The following is a 17,363-nucleotide window of genomic DNA, read 5'->3' on the forward strand; positions in this document are numbered from 1 at the left end:
TTATATTATTAATGACATATATATGTGACACAAAATCAAAGGAGGCCAACTAATGTGAACAGAGTCAGGGAATTTCGAAAGAATCGGGGGCTCTCCCAGTTTACTTTGGCTGAGAAGATCGGCGTTGCCAGACAGACCATTAATTTGATCGAGAATGGCAAGTATAATCCCTCCCTCAAGCTGTGTATTAGTTTGGCTGAGGAATTGGGAACAGACTTGAATACACTATTTTGGAAGGTGGATGACACTCAATGAAAGAAAGCATTTTGATTAAGATCATGCGTTACTTCTTCAGCATTCGGGGTGTTCTGGATGAGCATAACATCAGGGAAGTTAACAAGGTGGCAACCAGCGCATTCATGTATTTATGGATTTATACAGGACTCGCTAATGCAGCTTTGCTCATGGTTTCTGAGCAGTATTTGACACACTCCACTTTAATTGGGTTTCTGTTTGTTAATCTGATCATTGCTTTTGGTGGTGTGAGCCTTTACGTGACGCGAAAAGTTTCAAAACTGAAATTGAATTACCGAGAGGTTTCAGTTAATGAATATCCCAAGGCTGTTCATCAAGCAGTCATTCATGGGGCATGGTTTGGAGTTATTTATGGGATGTTTAGCTATTTTATGCTGGCTAGATTTGATGGGCCTTTTTCACTCTTCTCAATTTTGGCTACCCTGGTTGTCATCGTAATCGGTTGGACGTCGGATACTCAAAAAGAAATTGGTCATATTGTTAAAGTCGAATAAAGAATTGAAAAGGTGGGTCATTCATGAAAGTTAAAGAAAGCGTTGGAACGAAAATTATTAAACACCGGTTTGGCATTCACGGACCACTGGATGAATACAAGCGGACGGAAATTGGTCGGATTGCGACTAATGCCTATATGATTTTGGCTGGGTATATGCTGCTTTCCAGTATTGCAGCAGCGCTGGTTGCGAATAGTAACCCTGGAAAAGCATTAGTATGGCTCATAATGGGCAATGTAGTGATGGTTGGATTTGTGATTAATATTTATTTATTGATCGCCACAAATCGGGCTCACATTGTTGATAAAGAGATTCGCGCAAGTAGTCGAAAGCAAGCAATTAAAAAAGCATTCATCAGAGGAATTGAACTAGGAATCTATGTTGGGATCTACATGTTTTTTGTGAAAATTGTTCTGGATTGGTTTTTTGATGGAACAAATCCAGTTCAAAACATGCAGAGTGCAAATACAATATGGAAAGGTGTCGAATCTGGCTTGCTCTTTGGCATCTTAGCGTGTGCTTATGATATTTTTACCACTAAAGTTTATAAAGAATAACAGGGATTTTTTAAACGGCATCGCAGTCCGACTTGCACAAATCCGGCAGGACAAGTAAGATTGTTTTTGCATGATTTTCTCGAAATTAATTCTGCAAAAAGGGGATTCATATGGAAGACAATATTAAGCTTGGCAATCCGGTATTTGATAAGATGATGTTTGTGCTGGATAAACCAGTTAACGAAAAGAATCACCGGGACTATCGTTTTGATAACGAAGAACTGGTTGAAATCAGTGATGGAATTTGGGCAATGCCAGCCTACATGAAAGACGATGATGATTTCAGTATGTTCTTCATCATTACTGAAATTGATGACGGCAACACCGTGTTGGCATTTTCTACCGGCGAGAAGAAGGGTGAACAATTTTCTTTGAGTAACCCGATTATTACCGGTGAGGCTCTTAACATGCTGGTCAAGCACGACAAGAACCGGGCAGCCTCAATCCTGCATTTCCTGGATCAAATTTCAAAGGCCGATGAAGGTAATTGGCGGATGGTTGAATAATAGCGGTTGCTTTTTTGAACTGAGCTGTTAAACTAACATTTGATTTAAATTTAATGACTATTCAGGAGCAGAACTATGAAATTAACGTTGAATGAAACGGCCGCCAAATTTAATGTCAGTCCCACCGAGATTGACGCATACGTTCAGAACGGTTTGGTACCAAGCAGGACTGTTGGAACGATTGTGGCTGATTTTGATGAAACTGATATGTATTGGGTGGACATGGTTCACTGTTTTATCGAAAATGGTTCATCAATTGACGATGTTAAACAGCTGATTAAACATTGTAAGATATAGTACAAAGTTATTGTTAAACAAAGAATTGAATGATATTCTAAACACGAGGGGTATTGGCGCTCTTTAAGTAATTAATTAGATGATCGTTTGTATAACTGTTAGATTGCACAAGTAATATGACAAAAGAGTTCCAACGTGCGAATAAAAGCACTTTGAGTATTCGGTTATAAACCGGATCAGTATTCGAGTATGAACGAAGTGATATTTGATTAAAACCATAGAGTCGCCGATTCCCCTTAGGAAAGGTCAGTGCAATTGCGCTGGCCTTTTTCCTTTGGCAAAATTTGGATTAATTGAGTTAAACCTTTGCTGATTAGGGAGGATAATGATATATTATCCGTGATGTAACTGTGGAATAAGAGGGGTGTTTTAAATGGCAAAAGTATTGGTTGTGATTGCCCGGCCCAAAAGCCCGAAGTCACGGACACTAAAAGTTCTAAATGCATTCATGGATGAGTATGTTAAAAAACATCCTAACGATGAAATTGATAAATTGGATTTGTATCAGGATGATTTCCCTGAAATTGATGGTGACCTGCTTTCCGCTTGGGACATGCTTGAGGCTGGTAAACCATTTGACACATTGACCAAGGTTCAACAAACTGATGTCACTGAATTTAACGGAGCAACTGATCAGTTTTTGGCAAGTAATAAGGTGGTCATTGCCAATCCACTGGTTAATTTGATGATTCCAACCAAATTAAAAGCTTGGATTGATGCCGTGACCGTTGCCGGCAAAACCTTTAAGTATACTGAAAAGGGCGCCATTCCACTGACCTCAGGCAAAAAGGTGATTCATATTCAGGCTGCCGGTGGGAAGTATAACAACCAGGATTTTGGAACTCAGTACGTTCACCAAGTTTTAAACTTTATTGGTGTTCAGTCCATTCAAAAGATAAATGTTGAAGGGATGGATCATTTTCTGATCAGGCAGCCCAAATTATGAAAGATGCTGAAAGTGAAGCCATCAAAGTGGCAGATGAGTTTTAACTGACTGATTGGAATCCGTTTATTTTCCGGACAGCCCTGTTTTTTGGTAGGGGGTTATCCGGATTTTCTGGTATCCCTAAAACAATTGTTCACTCCTTATGGAAATATTCACCAACTAATGCAATAATAATATTAGATTGGAGTGACTGATTGATGGATGAACAAAATCATGATCACGAAGAATTAGCGGGTTCTAAATTCTTTTGGGTAACCGTATTAAACATCTTGATCACAATTGCTGAATTCATTGGTGGAGCGCTGTCTGGAAGTCTTTCTTTGATTTCAGACGGTTTTCATAATGCGGGGGATTCAGTTTCAATTGTTTTCAGTTATGCAGCGAGCAGAATCAGTAAGCGACGTCAGGATAGCCGAAATACCTTCGGTTATAAGCGAGCTGAAATAATTGCGGCATTTTTAAATTCGATTGCACTTGCACTTATTTGTATATTCTTGATTTTTGAAGCTTTAAAACGGATTACAAACCCTCAACCGATTAATGGTAACCTGATGTTGACCATTGCGGTGATTGGGCTGGTTGCCAATCTCTTATCGGCCTTTTTGTTAAATTCAGGCTCTAAGAATAATTTGAACATGAAGGCAACCTACCTGCACATATTGAGTGATGCGTTATCTTCAATTGCCATTATCTTTGGTGGAATTTTGATTGATTTATATAATTGGACATTGGCCGATCCGATCGTGACGGTTATTGTTGCCGTTTATATCTTCTTCGAGTCAATTCCAATTATCCGGCAAACTTTCAGAATTTTGATGCAGGGTGCACCAAATCTGAATTACGAAGAAATTAAGCATGACTTGCTTCAAATTGACGGTGTCTTTAGTGTTCACCATGTCCATGCATGGTCAATTGATGAACACAACATCATTTTTTCAGCGCATGTTAACATGCATGATATGAAGATAAGTGAAGCCCAGCCGATTTATTCGGAGATTAGTAAAGTATTAAAAGATAAGTACCATATGTGTCACGTCACGATTCAAGCGGAAACGACCCGTGGCGAACACGAAGATATTATTTATGATCGTGGAAATGACATTCCGTAAAATATAGGAGATTTAGAGCTTAATGACCCCAATGAAAGAGGACTATTTAAAGATTATATTTGAACTTGGCGGTTCCGATGATCTGGTCAGCAACAAGCAAATTGCGATCAGTTTGAATATCGCTGCCGGTTCAGTTACTGAAATGGTTAACAAGTTGGTCGAAGAAAAGCTGGTAACCCATGAACCTTATTCTGGTGTGCAATTGACCAAGAAGGGCAAGAAGTATGCCGAAGAACTGGTTCGGAAACATCGAATTTGGGAAACTTTCCTAGCTAACACTTTGCACTATGATATTTCTGATGTCCATGACGAAGCCGAATTGCTTGAACATGTTACCTCTGACAAGATGATTGATCACTTGGACGACTTTTTGGGCAATCCTAAACGCTGCCCTCATGGCGGAGTCATTCCGGATCGTAACGGGAACTATCATCCCGACAAGGACAAGCTCCTGACTGATGCCAAAGATGGTGAAGAAGTTGTTGTTAATCGGTTTATTGATAACCATGATTTGTTGACACTGTTGGGCGATATTAAGCTTGATATTGGCGACAAGCTCAAGATTATTTCTCACGATCCATTTGAAGGTTCGGTTACTGTTAAGAATTTGACAGATAAGAAGAAATTAGTCATTGGTTTTAAGACGGCCCACTATGTGTTCGTGAGGTGACAGGGATGGCGGATAACGCAACTCGACAAGAGAATTATGACCATTTAGTCTTAAATACTTGTGTCCTTGCGGGGCGGATTATGATTGAATCCGGATCTGAAATGTCACGGGTAAACGATACAATTATGCGGATTGCTCAAAACGCCGGCTTGAAAGATGCCCAAGTGTACGCAACTTTGACCGGGATTATCATGTCCGGTGGGGTTAAGGAAGTCGGCGCCGAAGTCGGCTCGATTGATAAACGGGCTTTTGATATGGAAAAAGTGGCCAAGGTCAATGAATTGTCACGGGAATATGCCGCTAAAAAGATCGACATTTATCAATTCCGGGATGATTTGATCCACATTAATGACTTGGTGGCAACTTTTCCACTCTGGCTGCAAACGGTCGGTGCTGGTCTTGTAAGCGGCACTTTGGTTGTTGTCTTCCAGAACAATCTACCCGACTTCTGGGTGACTTTTATTGTTGGGATGTTTGGCTGGCTGGTTTATTACTTCCTGAACATTTATATTCAAATTCGTTTTTTAAGCGAGTTTTTGGCCGCTGTGGTTGTTGGGGCTTTGGCATTAATTGCCGTTAAGAACGGTATTGGTGTGAAAGCAGATGATATTATTATTGGTGGCATGATGCCTCTGGTTCCTGGAATTCCGTTGACAAACGCGGTTCGTGACGCCCTGTCTGGAAATCTGATCAGTGGCCCGGCCAGAGGAATTGAAGCTTTAATCAGTGCCTGTGCACTGGGCTTTGGCGTGGCAATTGCGCTGCACTTTTTTTGAGGGATGCTTATGAACCTGTTTATTATTAAATGTATTTGTGTATATTTTTCGGGAATTGGCTTCGGGTTGATTGTCAATCTGCCGCACCGCGCCTTAAACGTAGCCGGAATCACGGCTACTCTGAGTTGGTTGGTGTATTACGTTATTATCAACACCTGGGGTGGTTTGGGTGCGCCGAACTTCTTTGGCGGCCTGACAATTGGCTTGGTTTCAGTGGTCGTTGCGCATATTAAGAAAATGCCCAGCATTTTGTTTGACGTGCCGGGATTGGTACCACTGGTTCCCGGAGGTCAGGCGTACAACACCATTAAGAACTTTGCCCTGGGCGATTACCGCGTGGCATTTAATTATTTGTCAGAAGTGGTTTGGATCGCCGGCTCAATCGCATTGGGCTTCATTGTTGCCGAATTGATTAATAAAATTCGGATCAAAATTAAATATGTATCACGAGGATGGGATAAATAGCCCATCCTTTTTCTTTGCCGTTTTTTGATCAATCTTGTTGACATCAAAACAAAAAGGCGTATTATTTGTCTTGGATAATATTATACGACGTATAATACTATGGAGGTGGCAATATGGCAATCCAAATAAGTTCAGAGTTACTTGACGGCTGTGTTCTTGGTATTTTAAATGACAAGGACTACTACGGCTACGCGTTAACTCAGAAAGTTCAAGAGTCGATATCCGTATCGGAGTCGACTATGTACCCGGTTTTGCGAAGGTTGAAAAAGAGTGATTTATTAACCACCTATGATGAGCCATATCAAGGTCGCAATCGACGGTATTACAAGATTACGGCTGAAGGTCAAAGACAATTTGGCATTATTCAGCATGAGTGGCAGGAATTTAAAAATGGAATTGATAAAATGTTAGGAGATGGTCAGGATGAATGATTACATTGAAGAATTTCGATCGTTATTGGGACAGCTGAGTCAGGATGAGCGTGACGAAGCAGTTGATTTCTACACTGAGTATCTTCAAGATGGCGGCTATGATTCTTATGATGCATGTGTCAGAGAGTTGGGAACCCCTCATCAATTAGCCAGAAAGGTGTTGGCTGATTACTCGATTAGGACCCTTAATGAACCGCAAGGGAATGGCACCCGTCAGCAACGTCCCAAAAATGACGTCAAAACGATTTGGCTGATTATCCTGGCAGTTATTTCGACTCCAGTGACAATTCCACTGGCAATGGGAATTATTGGCTTGTCAATTGGGGTATTCTTTGGTGCTTTGGGAATCCTCGTTGGTTTGATTGCGTTGCTTGTGAGTGTCGTATTTGGTGGTATCGGTGGTTTGGTTGTCGGACTCGGGGTCATTTGGAGTGACCCTTGGCTGGGAATGCTCTACATCGGTATTGGACTGATGATTGTCGGCATTCTCGTGATGCTGTCGCCGGTATTCTCAGTTGCCTTTAACGGCATCATTCGTGGCGTGACGAATTTCTCCCGTTGGGCATATCAAAAGATGGTACCAAAGAACCGCGCTGAAAAACACGGAAGGGGGCCGAGAAAATGAAAAAATCTGTGATTGTTGGATTATTGATTACCATCATTGGAACCGTTATGATGGCGGTTGCCTTGGGCCATACGGGATTCAAAACGATTGTCTGGGATGACGGCTTTAAAGTCGTCGACGATCAGACTGGATCCGTGAAGATGACCAAGAAGACGTTGAAGAGCTCGGTCAATCAGATTAAATTTGCTACGCGAAGTCGTGTTGTCATTCAAACCGGGGATGTCAAGAAGCCAACAGTTTCTTCCTCAAAGTTCAATGAAGTCAAACAAAGCGGCCGATCAATCAATATCATCGGCAAGGGCCATCCTCGGACCCAAATTGTCGGCTTTAGTATGAGTGGTTATAGTGGCGGCACCGGTGATGTTGTGATCACGGTTCCCAAGGATCAACAGCTGGAAAAAGTTGTTGGTCATGACAAAAACGGTGTTTCAATATCCGGTATCACCGTCAACAAGCTGAAGCTAAGCGGCGATGGTGATATCCAGATACAAAATGTTCATTCTCAAGAACCAATTACTTTGAAGAACACCGACGATACAACATTGAAGAATGTGACAGCGCCAGGAATAAACCAGACAAGTGATGGCGGTGATCTAACTTATCAGAATGCCGACTTTTCAAATGGTGCTACGTCGATTTCATCTGATGGTGGTGATGTTTCCCTTGATTCAACCAAGTTGAAAGATGTTGTCATTAACAGTGATGGCGGTGATATTCATTTAAACCGTAATTCTGTTGTTGGATCCGTCATTGCCGATGCGGACGGCGGGGATATTAATGCATTGATTTCCAACCGTAAAGAAGTTCAAATCAGCGCTTCCGCTGACGATGGCGACGTTTCAATATTTGGCAGTTTGAGGAACTCATGGCGACTGTCTCAGCATAAAAATATCACGTACCGTTTATCATCTGATGGCGGGGACATTTCCGTTAAGTAAGATACGATTTATAAAAGAATCCAAAAAAAGTTCGTAAAGCCGGATTTCCGCTGACTTTACGAACTTTTTTGATACAGTACTGAAACTTGAAAGTATGAAGACAGACTGATCCCTTGGTATCACATGGCATATTTTAATTAATTTAACCATTTAGCTTGCTGTTAACAGCGAAACTAACCGTTTCGGCAAAAATGTGAAGAACTGATTCATCATCTGAATAATTTGGGCTCTTCTTGCATAAACTTCATGATTAATAATCGTTTTTAACGAATTTAGAAGCCATACCAGTGCTTGAGACAACTCAATATCTGGCATGGCTTCGTTCATTATAAAGAATAAATCCCCAATGGTGCGATCATCCTGATTTTGCCGTTCCTGCCAAGCTAATAGGTCATAAGTCATCATGACAATTGCTAAATGGCCACAAAGCCCGTCATAATTTTGAACTTGTGATTTGTCGAGCCGCAAGTATTGCTTGGCAACTTTAAAGTAATTCTCAATTTGCCATCTTCGGGCGTATAGTTGAATGATCTCTTGTGGCTGAAGGCCTAACTGAGTCGTTGCCAGTACTAGGTAGTCATCTTGACGGGCCCGATTAGCCACAAATACCAAGCGAAGCTTGAATTTTTGGTTCCCGACGTGCGCTTCGACAAAGCAGCTGTATTGATAAGCTTGCTTGGGTTGATATTTTGAGGCCTGCAGTCGCTTGTATAATGCTTTAACTGAATATTGCCGTCCGCGATATTGATAGTAAATTTTGCTGGACCGTTTAAGCATGCCCACGCCGTTTAATCCCAACTTGGTTAATTCATAGAACATTTTTGGTGAGCTATACCAGCTATCAAATAACACATAGTCAGCTAGAACGCCATTTGCGAGGGCTTGCTTGACAAGTTGCAATGAAACGAGGTTCATTTTTTGCTGTGCTTGGCGACGTCTCCGGCCAGCAATTGTTCGTTGATCGGTTGTTTTAGCTGATTTTCCAAGGACGTTTTGTGGCTTCTTGGAAGACATTAATGCAAAGTTGATCGGTAAGAATGTATTGGCGTCACTCCAACCCAAAGTTAAAGCCCGGTATCCCTTAATATATAACTGTTTGTCATGGTCAAAGACTCGCGCTAGTAATTCGGTTTGGGTGGCGTACTCACGGGAAAAGAGTGTATCGTCAATGATCAATGCTAACCGCCGCCGGCGGTCAATAAACGGTCGTAAATGCTTGATTAAATGACTCCCAACTTGACAAATCAAGCGTTGCCAATTGATCCGGCCATCGTTCAAATTATTTCTGACGGTGCGACTGGTAAAGTTAGGTGTTTCATGGGCTCGATAAAGCGAGCGTCCCAGGAACTTTGTCGTGAGCAGCCATTCAATGACCTTCATCAAGCTGATTTCTGAATGCCGGCGATAATTCACCAACTTGGTGAGTTTAGATAGACCAATGAGGGAAGTAAATTGATGAACAATATTGTGAAGCTCGTTTTCTGTATTTTTTTGTCTTATAATATTCATGACGTAAGTCTCCTTTGTATCTTGGTTTTGGTCGACTAAAGTATACAACGCAGGAGAGCTTGCGTTTATTTTTTGCCAAAAAAGCCAATAACCACACGCCTTTGGCGTGATTATTAGCTTTCATGTTTCAGATAAATAATATTAAGCTTGGTGACCGCCAAGCAGACCGGCTCTTTCAATGGCGGTCCCACCTTTAGTCTTGGATGACGCCCGGACTAAAGCTTTGTAACCATATTTTTTTCGAATAATATCAATGGTGTGTTCCAACTTTTCTCTATCAATGGTGGTTTCGGGATCTTCAAATAAGCTGAAGTGAGTTGTCCGTTTTTGGGAAATTCGATTGCACCTGACGCCAACATTACGGATTGCACTGCCATCCCATTTTGTTTCCAGCAGATAATTGACGGCGTTGGTAATGCTTTGGGTCGAATCGGTGGGCTCAATATGCATTTGGGCAGAGAAATGGGTTAGACCCTGTTTGTCGATATTGGCCATTCCGATATAAATACTGACGACTTCTGCGACGACATTGTTTTTACGTAGTCGGGTCGCAACTTGATCGGCAATCTCGTCAAGAACGGTTTTGAGATCTACCAATTCGGTATAATCACGCATTAAGACCTGTGAGTTGCCGTAACCTTTATTATCAGACCGGGGAAGATACTTTTTTTCCAGGGTGGAATAGTCGATTCCCCAGGCATGGTAATAAAGCTGTTCACCCATAACGCCAAACTTTTGCTTTAATTTTTTGATATCGGCGTGGGCCAGTTCTTTGATCGAATAGATGCCCATATAGTTTAGTTTTGCTGCGGTGTGGCCGCCGATCCCCCACATATCGGCAAGACTTGGAATCTTCCAAATGGTTTCCGGAACGTCTTCGTAATGCCATTCCGCAATCCAAGGAGCTTTTTTCTTGGCAGCATTGTCCAGAGCCAATTTAGCCAAAAGTGGATTTTGACCGATGCCGACAGTAGTGACAATTCCGGTCTCTTTAAACACTTTTGCCTGAATCATTTTGGCAATTTGGACGTTGGAGCCGAATAGCTTGTGACTGTGACTGACGTCGATAAAACTTTCATCGATTGAGTAGGGGAACCAATGCTTATCATCGGTAAACTGTCGATAAATAAGATTGATTTTGTAATTAAGCTGAACGTAATCGGCCATGTGGGGCTCGACCATCTCGATGTCCATGTCGTCATTAATTTCAAAGCGCCGAGTGCCGAGCTTGACGCCGTAGTTCTGTTTGGTAAAGGGACTGGCAGCCAAAATAAGCCCACCGGCAGATTCTTCACGACTCATAACGGCGATTTTGGCGGAAAGGGGATGCTCACCGCGTTTAATTGCTTCGGTGGAAGCATAAAAAGACTTGCAGTCAATGCACATCACGTCGTGAACGGGTAAGATTTGTGGATTATCAAGAGGTGTTTTCATGAAGGATCACCTGCGATATTTATGGAGTAACTATATAATACGAACATTTGTTCGGAGTGTCAAGAAGAAATAGAGTGTGACAAGCAACGGGTGGTGCGGTGTGTAAGGGAAAGAAAATAGAAATCCCGATTCTGGATTTAAATTTTCTTTTCCTTACACGTTAGCACCAGTTGTGTCAGAGCACGTTTGGAAATAGAGTGTGACGAGCGCCAGTTGTGTCAGAGCACGTTTGAGAATAGAGTGTGACAAGCAACGGGGGTTGCCAACAAATCTTTGACCACAAAAAAAGCACCACCCCAGAGTTTTCCGCCTCCAGGAGTGGCACTTCAATTTCATTTTTATCAATTATCATTCATCTGATCAATGTTTCCGAAAATAATGGGTTTCCAATTTAAATGGGTAAATTAATCACCTGCAACTTTCAGGAATACGGCGCCGAGGCCTTTATCAAAAGTGGCTTTCCAGTTACCGTTGCTGAGAGATTCCGGCAGTAGGAAAGTGCCGCTTGAAACGCGTTGGCCTGCTTGAAGCGGCATGCCTTGTGATTCAAGCCTTTCGACCAGCCAGTGAAGTGATTTTAAGGGGTTACCCAACACTTCTGATGAAGCGCCATCTTTTAGTTTCTTACCATCACGGAATAGTTCACATTTAACTTTTGATAAATCATCAACGTTGTCAAACAGCAGGTCGGCGTCTTTTTCATCACCGTACACGACATAGCCACCAACAGCGGCATCCGACATGACCATATATTTTGACAGGCTTGGGAACCAATCGCTGAAACGTGAATCGGGAACCTCAACTGCTGGGGCAACTTTTGTCTTATGCATCAGATCTTCCAGGGAGTCTTTACTGCTTAAATCTTCCTTGGCCGTGAAAAGCATTTCGACTTCTGCCAGGGGTTCCATTAATTCACCACGATGAAGGGTCACCGGTGATTGGAGAAAATGACTCTTTACCTGAGCGCCATATAGTGGCGAATCAGAATCAAACATATCTTGAGTCTGCTTGCTGGTAAGAGAAACTTTATATCCACCAACATCTTCCTGTTTAAGATCGGTTAACCGCCGTTGAACCCGGTAAGCAGACTGCTCATCTTTGACGACACCATCAAAATCGGATTCCTTTAGTGGTTTATGAGTTTCGTATGCGTTAAATAATTTACTTGCCAATTCATTTTCTTTAGTTGTTAAATCCATCGTTACTTGTTCATCCATAAGCGATTCCTCCAAATATTTTATTTAGGATCCCCGCCGTTATGTACGGTGAGGACCAATCTGTGACGTGAAATAAACTATGTGTTGTTATGCCGATAGTACCGAGTTGATTAAAACTATGTGTTGAATCATGCAAAATCTGAATCTGACCAGGATTGTCATTGGAGCTGCTAATCACCGATTCCATAAGTCCTCACCACCTTAAAATGTTAATTAAATTCAAATAAAAAAGCGCCCTTCCAACTACCCACAAATGGATAGTTAAAAGGACGCTCATGCGCGGTACCACCTTAATTTGTAATTCTATTACTAGAATTACCTCACACGTACAGCTTTCGCGATACGCTGACACAATAATGGGTGCACCCAATGTAATCTACTCAATCTTTGATCACATAGCTCGGAGATGATAATCGTCTAATGTTGCAAATTGCTTCACACCAACCAGCAACTCTCTTATTGCAAGCACAAGATGACTTTTCTCTTCATCGCATTTTAATTTGAATTTAATGATTGTCATTAAATTACACCCTGTTGTTTAAATTGTCAACAGAAATTTTAAAATATTATTCTTTGTATGGATTTTCTCGAATGACTCTTGCTGGACTACCGGCAATAATCAGGTTGTCTCCAAATGATTTGGTGACTGTTGAATTGGCACCGACAATCACGTTGTTGCCAAGGGTTACGCCGGGAAGAATCACCGATCCCCCGCCAACCCAGACATCATTACCCAACGTTACCGGCTTGCCCATTCCGACAAAGTTTGCCCGCTTCTTGGGATCAAGGGGATGATAGGCGGCGTAAATTTGAACGTGGGGCGCCAACATGCAGTGATTACCGATCGTTACCGGTGCAATATCCAAGATGACGTTATCATAGTTGCAGATAAAATTGTCACCAACGTGAATATTGTAGCCAAAGTCACAGCGAAAGTTGGGCTGAACCCATGGATCTTTACCCACGGAGCCAAATAATTTACGGACCAGGGCATCCTTTTCCGCACTGGCAGTATCATCAAGCTCGTTCATCATTTTGCATAAACGACGGGCCTTGGTTTCGTCACTTGTTAATTCGGGGTCCATTACCAAATATGGATCACCGGCTAAAAATTTTTCTTTTTCAGTTGCCATATGAATATCCATCCTTTATTGTAAATTAACTCATATTATATCATTATTGGTCATTGCAAATGATTGAATCCGGCTACTTGTTGAGATAAAGAATAATTGAAATTGCTGATACCGGCAATTTCGGGTATGATAAGTGAAATATAGTTAAAGAAAATGACTCTCAGAACGTGAAAGGACGCAAACAATGAAAGCAGTTATTACAGTTATCGGACACGATCAAATCGGAATTGTCGCCAAGGTTTCACAACGGCTGGCAACTTTGAAAGTAAACATCACGGACATTTCGCAAACACTGATGCACGGCGACTTTACGATGATGCTGATGGGCGAATGGGATACTGACGATGTGAAGTTTGACGTCGTTAAACAGGGATTGTTGGATCTGGCCAAAGAAACCGGTCTGTCAATCAATATTCAACGTCAGGAATTATTTGATGCGATTCAAAAGCTGTAGGAGGTCGTCAAAATGGAAACCAAACAAATTTTAGATACCATTCAGATGATTTCTGAAGAAAAGCTGGATATTCGAACAATTACCATGGGAATTTCACTTTTCGACTGTATTGATAGTGATGGGGAAAAGGCTCGTCAAAAAATTTATGATAAATTGACAACCAGTGCCAAAGATCTGGTTCGGGTAGCCGACCAAATTGAATCCGAGTATGGCATTCCAATTGTCAATAAGCGAATCTCTGTTACCCCAATTTCAATGATTGCCGCAGCCTGTCATGATGACAATTACGTTGCCTATGCTCAGACCATGGAAAAAGCTGCTGAAGTCCTTGGAGTTGACCTCATTGGTGGCTTTTCCGCGTTGGTCCAAAAGGGCTACCAATCCGGTGACCACAAGTTGATTGAATCATTACCCGAAGCGCTTAGTGAAACCAAACGGGTTTGCGGGTCGGTCAACGTTGGCTCAACTTGTGCCGGGATTAACATGGATGCCGTCAAACAGATGGGTCAAGTTGTCAAAGAACTGTCTGAGATTGATCCGGTCAGTTGTATGAGCTTAGTGGTTTTTGCCAATGCGGTGGAAGATAATCCATTTATGGCTGGTGCGTTTCATGGCGTGGGCGAAGCTGACAAAGTTATTAACGTTGGAATTAGTGGCCCCGGAGTTGTTAAGCGGGCACTTGAGCAGGTCAAGGGTCAACCGATTGACACAGTTTCCGAAACAATTAAAAAGACGGCGTTTAAAGTGACCAGAATGGGCCAGTTCGTTGGCAACGTCGCCGCTAAAGCTTTGAATGTGCCCTTTGGAATTGTTGATCTTTCGTTGGCACCAACACCAAGTCAAGGTGATTCGGTAGCGGAAATTCTGGAAGAAATTGGTCTGCAAAGTGTTGGTGCTCCCGGTACGACTGCAGCTCTGGCACTGTTGAATGATGCCGTTAAAAAGGGTGGAGTTATGGCTTGCGAACACGTTGGTGGATTGTCCGGCGCATTTATCCCGGTTTCTGAAGACAGTGGGATGATTAAGGCTGTTGAACACGGCAATTTGAACTTGGAAAAGTTGGAAGCCATGACAGCAGTTTGCTCCGTTGGCTTGGATATGGTTGCCGTTCGAGGTGACACACCAGCAGAAACCATCAGTGGAATGATTGCCGATGAAGCAGCCATTGGTGTGATTAACAACAAGACAACGGCGGTCCGGGTTATTCCGGCTAAAGGTAAAAAAGTTGGCGAACAAATCGACTTTGGCGGTATCTTTGGGTCTGCTCCGGTGATGCCGGTCAATACAAACAGTCCTGCCAAATTCGTTTCTCGAGGTGGAAGGATTCCAGCGCCAATCCATTCATTTAAAAATTAAATTGACGATTAACACTTGTTAAGACGATACTAAAAAAAGGCGGTGATCCAAATCCTGATTGTGGATTTGAATAACTGTCCTTTTTCGTTGGGAATCGTTAGATGACAAGCAGAAACGATACTGCGCAATCCAACTTTGTTAAATCATTCTATAAATCTTTTTCAACCACCACACAAGGCACTCCGTCTTCATAAAACACGTCGGATGTGATCTGATATCCCAGGCGCTTATAAAAGTTAACGGCAGTCATTTCACTGTGAATTAAGGAGTGGGTAAAGCCCATCTTCTTCGCTTTATCCTCCAACGCACTGACGACCTTGCGGCCATACCCGTGTCCTCGAAATTGTTTTAAAGTTGCGACTTGGCCCACTTTTAAGGTGTGGTCATCATAGGTTTCAAAACGACAAGTTGCAGCCGGCACTTTGCCGTCAAAAAGAACTGCATAAACCATGTTATCTGAATCTTTGTCGTCAAATTCATCCGTAAAAGCAATTCCTCGTTCCAATACAAAGACTGACATTCGGATGTAAGCGGCGGCTGCCCGAGCGGGTTTGGAACTTTCCACAATTAATTTCATTATCTTCTCCTGTTAAAATAATCACTAAATTCGCTTAATAACTCTTAATTAATTATCAAATTAATGGTACCATAAAAGCCTATGATTCTTAATTATGAGAAAAAGCTGAAGATTTAGTTAAGTCTCTGTAAGTTGAACGCTTTTGCTAGATTGAATGGTGAAAAGTTCGTAAAATATGGATGTAGAAAGTTATAAAGGGGGTTGGCATTACCGATGTCACGTAAAGAGAAGTACGCTAAGAAGTCAAAAAAGAGGTTATTACCACGGATCTTAATTGGAATCGTGTTAATCTTTTTTGGCGGATTCATTGGCTCACACTTCTATTTTCAAAATCATTTTAAATTTACAAGAATTAATGACGTTGATGTTTCCGGCCTGACGGTTGCTCAAGCAACTAAGAAATTAAACACATCGCACATTGATGAAGATGGCAATTATTTAGTCGTTCGGGATTCCAAGATTAACGTGAATTCCAAGGATGTTCAGAAATTATTTAAGCACCGTAGTTCAATGAGTGCCATGACTTCCGCAAAATTGAGCGCCAAATCAGATGTTTCAACTAAACAGTTGAATTATCGTTTGAAGACTTTGTTACCAAAGTTTGAAAATCGGATTGATCAAATCAATACCGGTCGAAAGCAGACTGTTGATTCAAAGGTCATTTTGAAGGATGGTAAGATTGTTGTTAAGCCTGGCCAAAAGGGGAGCACCCTGGATAAAGCCAAAATGGTTCAATCATTTAAGAAACAGGCTCATTCCAGCTTATTGATTTCCGTTAAGATGAGTAAGGATGCTTACGTCAAGCCAAACAGTTCACAAATTGCCAAGCAAAAGAAACAGTTGGCAAAAGTTTTGGACAATACAGTTACACTGAATACGTATAACAAGACTTATAAATTTGTTGCCAAACGTTGGGTTGCCAATGGTTATCCAACTGCCAGCGGTCATTACAAATTTGATTCAGCTAAAGTTAAGAAGTGGGTTGCCAACTTCTCCAAGAAAGTGGATACCCTCGGAAAATCAGTTTGGATTACAACTCACCAAGGCAAGAAGGTTCGGGTCCATGCCGGTGGAACCTATGGATGGAAGGTTAACCAAAAGGCTTTGACTCGAAACATTGTTAAGTATCTTGGCCATTCCAGCTCGGTTACAATGAATTTGCGTCACTATGCAGTTGGTACCGGTTATGGTATTAAAGGATCCGGTAAGACTTATGTGGCTGTCGATTTACAACGGCTTCATGAGTATGTTTACAAGAATGGTAAGCTGATGGCTAATATTCCGATTATGTCCGGAACTATAACCGGCGGCAATCGAACTCCTCAAGGCGCCTTTTACATTATGTATAAGCAGCGTCATGCAACATTGAGAGGTAAGAACAGCGATGGTTCGAAGTATGCATCTCCAGTTAGCTACTGGGAGCCTTTGACGAATTCAGGGGTTGGGATGCATGATTCTCCATGGCAGCCTGCTTCGGTTTATGGAAACCCTAGCGCTCGGTCACAGTACCATTCACATGGATGCTTAAATAACCCACCTTCAAGAATGGATGAGGTTTGGAAGAACACTCATACATTGGAACCAGTATTTATTTATTACTAAAATTAAAGACGT

The 17,363-nt window shown here is 41.9% G+C and carries 20 protein-coding genes, 1 pseudogene and 1 other annotated feature; of the genes and pseudogenes, 16 read left to right on the forward strand and 5 right to left on the reverse strand.

The genetic code is table 11. The features are described from left to right. The first annotated feature begins 54 nt into the window (after positions 1-54). The 13 genes and pseudogenes from DNL43_RS08210 to DNL43_RS08270 all read left to right on the forward strand — a co-directional run bounded on the left by DNL43_RS08210 (position 55) and on the right by DNL43_RS08270 (position 8,069). Positions 55-255, forward strand: coding sequence for a helix-turn-helix transcriptional regulator (locus DNL43_RS08210; RefSeq protein ID WP_054769784.1), 201 nt, complete (start codon positions 55-57; stop codon positions 253-255). Further along, positions 252-749, forward strand: coding sequence for a DUF3278 domain-containing protein (locus tag DNL43_RS08215; RefSeq protein WP_056982384.1), 498 nt, complete (start codon positions 252-254; stop codon positions 747-749). Before DNL43_RS08210 ends, DNL43_RS08215 begins: the two co-directional genes overlap by 4 nt. A 23-nt stretch (positions 750-772) precedes the next feature. Further along, positions 773-1,306, forward strand: coding sequence for a DUF3278 domain-containing protein (locus DNL43_RS08220; protein WP_056982387.1), 534 nt, complete (start codon positions 773-775; stop codon positions 1,304-1,306). 110 nt (positions 1,307-1,416) lie between these two features. After that, on the forward strand, positions 1,417-1,812 hold the full coding sequence (locus DNL43_RS08225) for a hypothetical protein (RefSeq protein ID WP_054769783.1): 396 nt from the start codon (positions 1,417-1,419) through the stop codon (positions 1,810-1,812). Between the two features lie 75 nt (positions 1,813-1,887). After that, a complete protein-coding gene (locus DNL43_RS08230) occupies positions 1,888-2,109 on the forward strand; it encodes a MerR family transcriptional regulator (RefSeq protein WP_054769782.1) in 222 nt (73 codons plus the stop codon). A gap of 373 nt (positions 2,110-2,482) precedes the next feature. Further along, positions 2,483-3,099 (forward strand): annotated as a pseudogene (locus DNL43_RS08235) (FMN-dependent NADH-azoreductase). A 153-nt stretch (positions 3,100-3,252) separates the two neighbouring features. Then, complete coding sequence (locus DNL43_RS08240; RefSeq protein WP_056982391.1) at positions 3,253-4,164, forward strand: cation diffusion facilitator family transporter; 912 nt, start codon at positions 3,253-3,255, stop codon at positions 4,162-4,164. A 22-nt stretch (positions 4,165-4,186) separates the two neighbouring features. After that, positions 4,187-4,834: a metal-dependent transcriptional regulator gene (locus DNL43_RS08245; RefSeq protein ID WP_054769781.1), complete on the forward strand. Its 648-nt coding sequence runs from the start codon at positions 4,187-4,189 to the stop codon at positions 4,832-4,834. A gap of 5 nt (positions 4,835-4,839) precedes the next feature. Next, positions 4,840-5,610, forward strand: a complete 771-nt coding sequence (locus DNL43_RS08250; protein WP_056982393.1) for a threonine/serine exporter family protein — start codon at positions 4,840-4,842, stop codon at positions 5,608-5,610. Positions 5,611-5,619: 9 nt separating this feature from the next. Then, complete coding sequence (locus DNL43_RS08255; RefSeq protein WP_054769780.1) at positions 5,620-6,075, forward strand: threonine/serine exporter family protein; 456 nt, start codon at positions 5,620-5,622, stop codon at positions 6,073-6,075. 113 nt (positions 6,076-6,188) lie between these two features. After that, a complete protein-coding gene (locus DNL43_RS08260; protein ID WP_056982395.1) occupies positions 6,189-6,506 on the forward strand; it encodes a PadR family transcriptional regulator in 318 nt (105 codons plus the stop codon). Continuing rightward, positions 6,499-7,131: a DUF1700 domain-containing protein gene (locus DNL43_RS08265; protein WP_056982396.1), complete on the forward strand. Its 633-nt coding sequence runs from the start codon at positions 6,499-6,501 to the stop codon at positions 7,129-7,131. Before DNL43_RS08260 ends, DNL43_RS08265 begins: the two co-directional genes overlap by 8 nt. Next, positions 7,128-8,069: a DUF4097 family beta strand repeat-containing protein gene (locus DNL43_RS08270; RefSeq protein ID WP_056982398.1), complete on the forward strand. Its 942-nt coding sequence runs from the start codon at positions 7,128-7,130 to the stop codon at positions 8,067-8,069. The genes DNL43_RS08265 and DNL43_RS08270 overlap by 4 nt, the downstream gene beginning before the upstream one ends. A 150-nt stretch (positions 8,070-8,219) precedes the next feature. Here DNL43_RS08270 and DNL43_RS08275 read toward each other — a convergent pair whose 3' ends face one another. From DNL43_RS08275 to DNL43_RS08290, 4 genes are all read right to left on the reverse strand, one after another. Continuing rightward, positions 8,220-9,578: an IS4 family transposase gene (locus DNL43_RS08275; protein ID WP_056973869.1), complete on the reverse strand. Its 1,359-nt coding sequence runs from the start codon at positions 9,576-9,578 to the stop codon at positions 8,220-8,222. 141 nt (positions 9,579-9,719) lie between these two features. Continuing rightward, on the reverse strand, positions 9,720-11,012 hold the full coding sequence (locus tag DNL43_RS08280) for a Y-family DNA polymerase (protein ID WP_156645058.1): 1,293 nt from the start codon (positions 11,010-11,012) through the stop codon (positions 9,720-9,722). Positions 11,013-11,416: 404 nt separating this feature from the next. Continuing rightward, positions 11,417-12,229, reverse strand: a complete 813-nt coding sequence (locus DNL43_RS08285; RefSeq protein WP_056982350.1) for a 2-keto-4-pentenoate hydratase — start codon at positions 12,227-12,229, stop codon at positions 11,417-11,419. A 262-nt stretch (positions 12,230-12,491) separates the two neighbouring features. Then, positions 12,492-12,727: a binding site (T-box leader), on the reverse strand. Positions 12,728-12,795: 68 nt separating this feature from the next. Then, complete coding sequence (locus tag DNL43_RS08290) at positions 12,796-13,362, reverse strand: sugar O-acetyltransferase (protein ID WP_056982347.1); 567 nt, start codon at positions 13,360-13,362, stop codon at positions 12,796-12,798. A 184-nt stretch (positions 13,363-13,546) separates the two neighbouring features. Between DNL43_RS08290 and DNL43_RS08295 the strand changes: the two genes are divergently transcribed. After that, positions 13,547-13,816 carry an ACT domain-containing protein gene (locus tag DNL43_RS08295; RefSeq protein ID WP_054769245.1) on the forward strand — a complete coding sequence of 90 codons (270 nt, stop codon included), beginning with the start codon at positions 13,547-13,549 and terminating at the stop codon, positions 13,814-13,816. Between the two features lie 12 nt (positions 13,817-13,828). Next, complete coding sequence (locus DNL43_RS08300) at positions 13,829-15,172, forward strand: PFL family protein (protein ID WP_056982345.1); 1,344 nt, start codon at positions 13,829-13,831, stop codon at positions 15,170-15,172. 148 nt (positions 15,173-15,320) lie between these two features. On the opposite strand, the gene DNL43_RS08305 is transcribed toward DNL43_RS08300, so the two are convergent. After that, positions 15,321-15,749, reverse strand: a complete 429-nt coding sequence (locus tag DNL43_RS08305; RefSeq protein WP_109249183.1) for a GNAT family N-acetyltransferase — start codon at positions 15,747-15,749, stop codon at positions 15,321-15,323. Between the two features lie 213 nt (positions 15,750-15,962). On the opposite strand from DNL43_RS08305, the gene DNL43_RS08310 reads away from it, so the two are divergent. Beyond that, positions 15,963-17,351, forward strand: a complete 1,389-nt coding sequence (locus DNL43_RS08310; protein WP_056982343.1) for a L,D-transpeptidase family protein — start codon at positions 15,963-15,965, stop codon at positions 17,349-17,351. Positions 17,352-17,363 lie beyond the last annotated feature (12 nt).

This window comes from Lentilactobacillus kefiri (genome assembly GCF_009739535.1).
In the GTDB taxonomy this organism is placed as follows: Bacteria; Bacillota; Bacilli; order Lactobacillales; family Lactobacillaceae; genus Lentilactobacillus; species Lentilactobacillus kefiri.

What these genes read in the sequence shown, in the direction of transcription:
- DNL43_RS08310 (WP_056982343.1), top strand. Translation starts at nt 15,963, where the DNA reads ATGTCACGTAAAGAGAAGTACGCTAAGAAGTCAAAAAAGAGGTTATTA.
- DNL43_RS08240 (WP_056982391.1), top strand. Translation starts at nt 3,253, where the DNA reads ATGGATGAACAAAATCATGATCACGAAGAATTAGCGGGTTCTAAATTC.
- DNL43_RS08255 (WP_054769780.1), top strand. Translation starts at nt 5,620, where the DNA reads ATGAACCTGTTTATTATTAAATGTATTTGTGTATATTTTTCGGGAATT.
- DNL43_RS08265 (WP_056982396.1), top strand. Translation starts at nt 6,499, where the DNA reads ATGAATGATTACATTGAAGAATTTCGATCGTTATTGGGACAGCTGAGT.
- DNL43_RS08300 (WP_056982345.1), top strand. Translation starts at nt 13,829, where the DNA reads ATGGAAACCAAACAAATTTTAGATACCATTCAGATGATTTCTGAAGAA.
- DNL43_RS08295 (WP_054769245.1), top strand. Translation starts at nt 13,547, where the DNA reads ATGAAAGCAGTTATTACAGTTATCGGACACGATCAAATCGGAATTGTC.
- DNL43_RS08290 (WP_056982347.1), bottom strand. Translation starts at nt 13,362, where the DNA reads ATGGCAACTGAAAAAGAAAAATTTTTAGCCGGTGATCCATATTTGGTA.
- DNL43_RS08270 (WP_056982398.1), top strand. Translation starts at nt 7,128, where the DNA reads ATGAAAAAATCTGTGATTGTTGGATTATTGATTACCATCATTGGAACC.
- DNL43_RS08285 (WP_056982350.1), bottom strand. Translation starts at nt 12,229, where the DNA reads ATGGATGAACAAGTAACGATGGATTTAACAACTAAAGAAAATGAATTG.
- DNL43_RS08220 (WP_056982387.1), top strand. Translation starts at nt 773, where the DNA reads ATGAAAGTTAAAGAAAGCGTTGGAACGAAAATTATTAAACACCGGTTT.
- DNL43_RS08245 (WP_054769781.1), top strand. Translation starts at nt 4,187, where the DNA reads ATGACCCCAATGAAAGAGGACTATTTAAAGATTATATTTGAACTTGGC.
- DNL43_RS08275 (WP_056973869.1), bottom strand. Translation starts at nt 9,578, where the DNA reads ATGAATATTATAAGACAAAAAAATACAGAAAACGAGCTTCACAATATT.
- DNL43_RS08305 (WP_109249183.1), bottom strand. Translation starts at nt 15,749, where the DNA reads ATGAAATTAATTGTGGAAAGTTCCAAACCCGCTCGGGCAGCCGCCGCT.
- DNL43_RS08230 (WP_054769782.1), top strand. Translation starts at nt 1,888, where the DNA reads ATGAAATTAACGTTGAATGAAACGGCCGCCAAATTTAATGTCAGTCCC.
- DNL43_RS08225 (WP_054769783.1), top strand. Translation starts at nt 1,417, where the DNA reads ATGGAAGACAATATTAAGCTTGGCAATCCGGTATTTGATAAGATGATG.
- DNL43_RS08215 (WP_056982384.1), top strand. Translation starts at nt 252, where the DNA reads ATGAAAGAAAGCATTTTGATTAAGATCATGCGTTACTTCTTCAGCATT.
- DNL43_RS08280 (WP_156645058.1), bottom strand. Translation starts at nt 11,012, where the DNA reads ATGAAAACACCTCTTGATAATCCACAAATCTTACCCGTTCACGACGTG.
- DNL43_RS08250 (WP_056982393.1), top strand. Translation starts at nt 4,840, where the DNA reads ATGGCGGATAACGCAACTCGACAAGAGAATTATGACCATTTAGTCTTA.
- DNL43_RS08260 (WP_056982395.1), top strand. Translation starts at nt 6,189, where the DNA reads ATGGCAATCCAAATAAGTTCAGAGTTACTTGACGGCTGTGTTCTTGGT.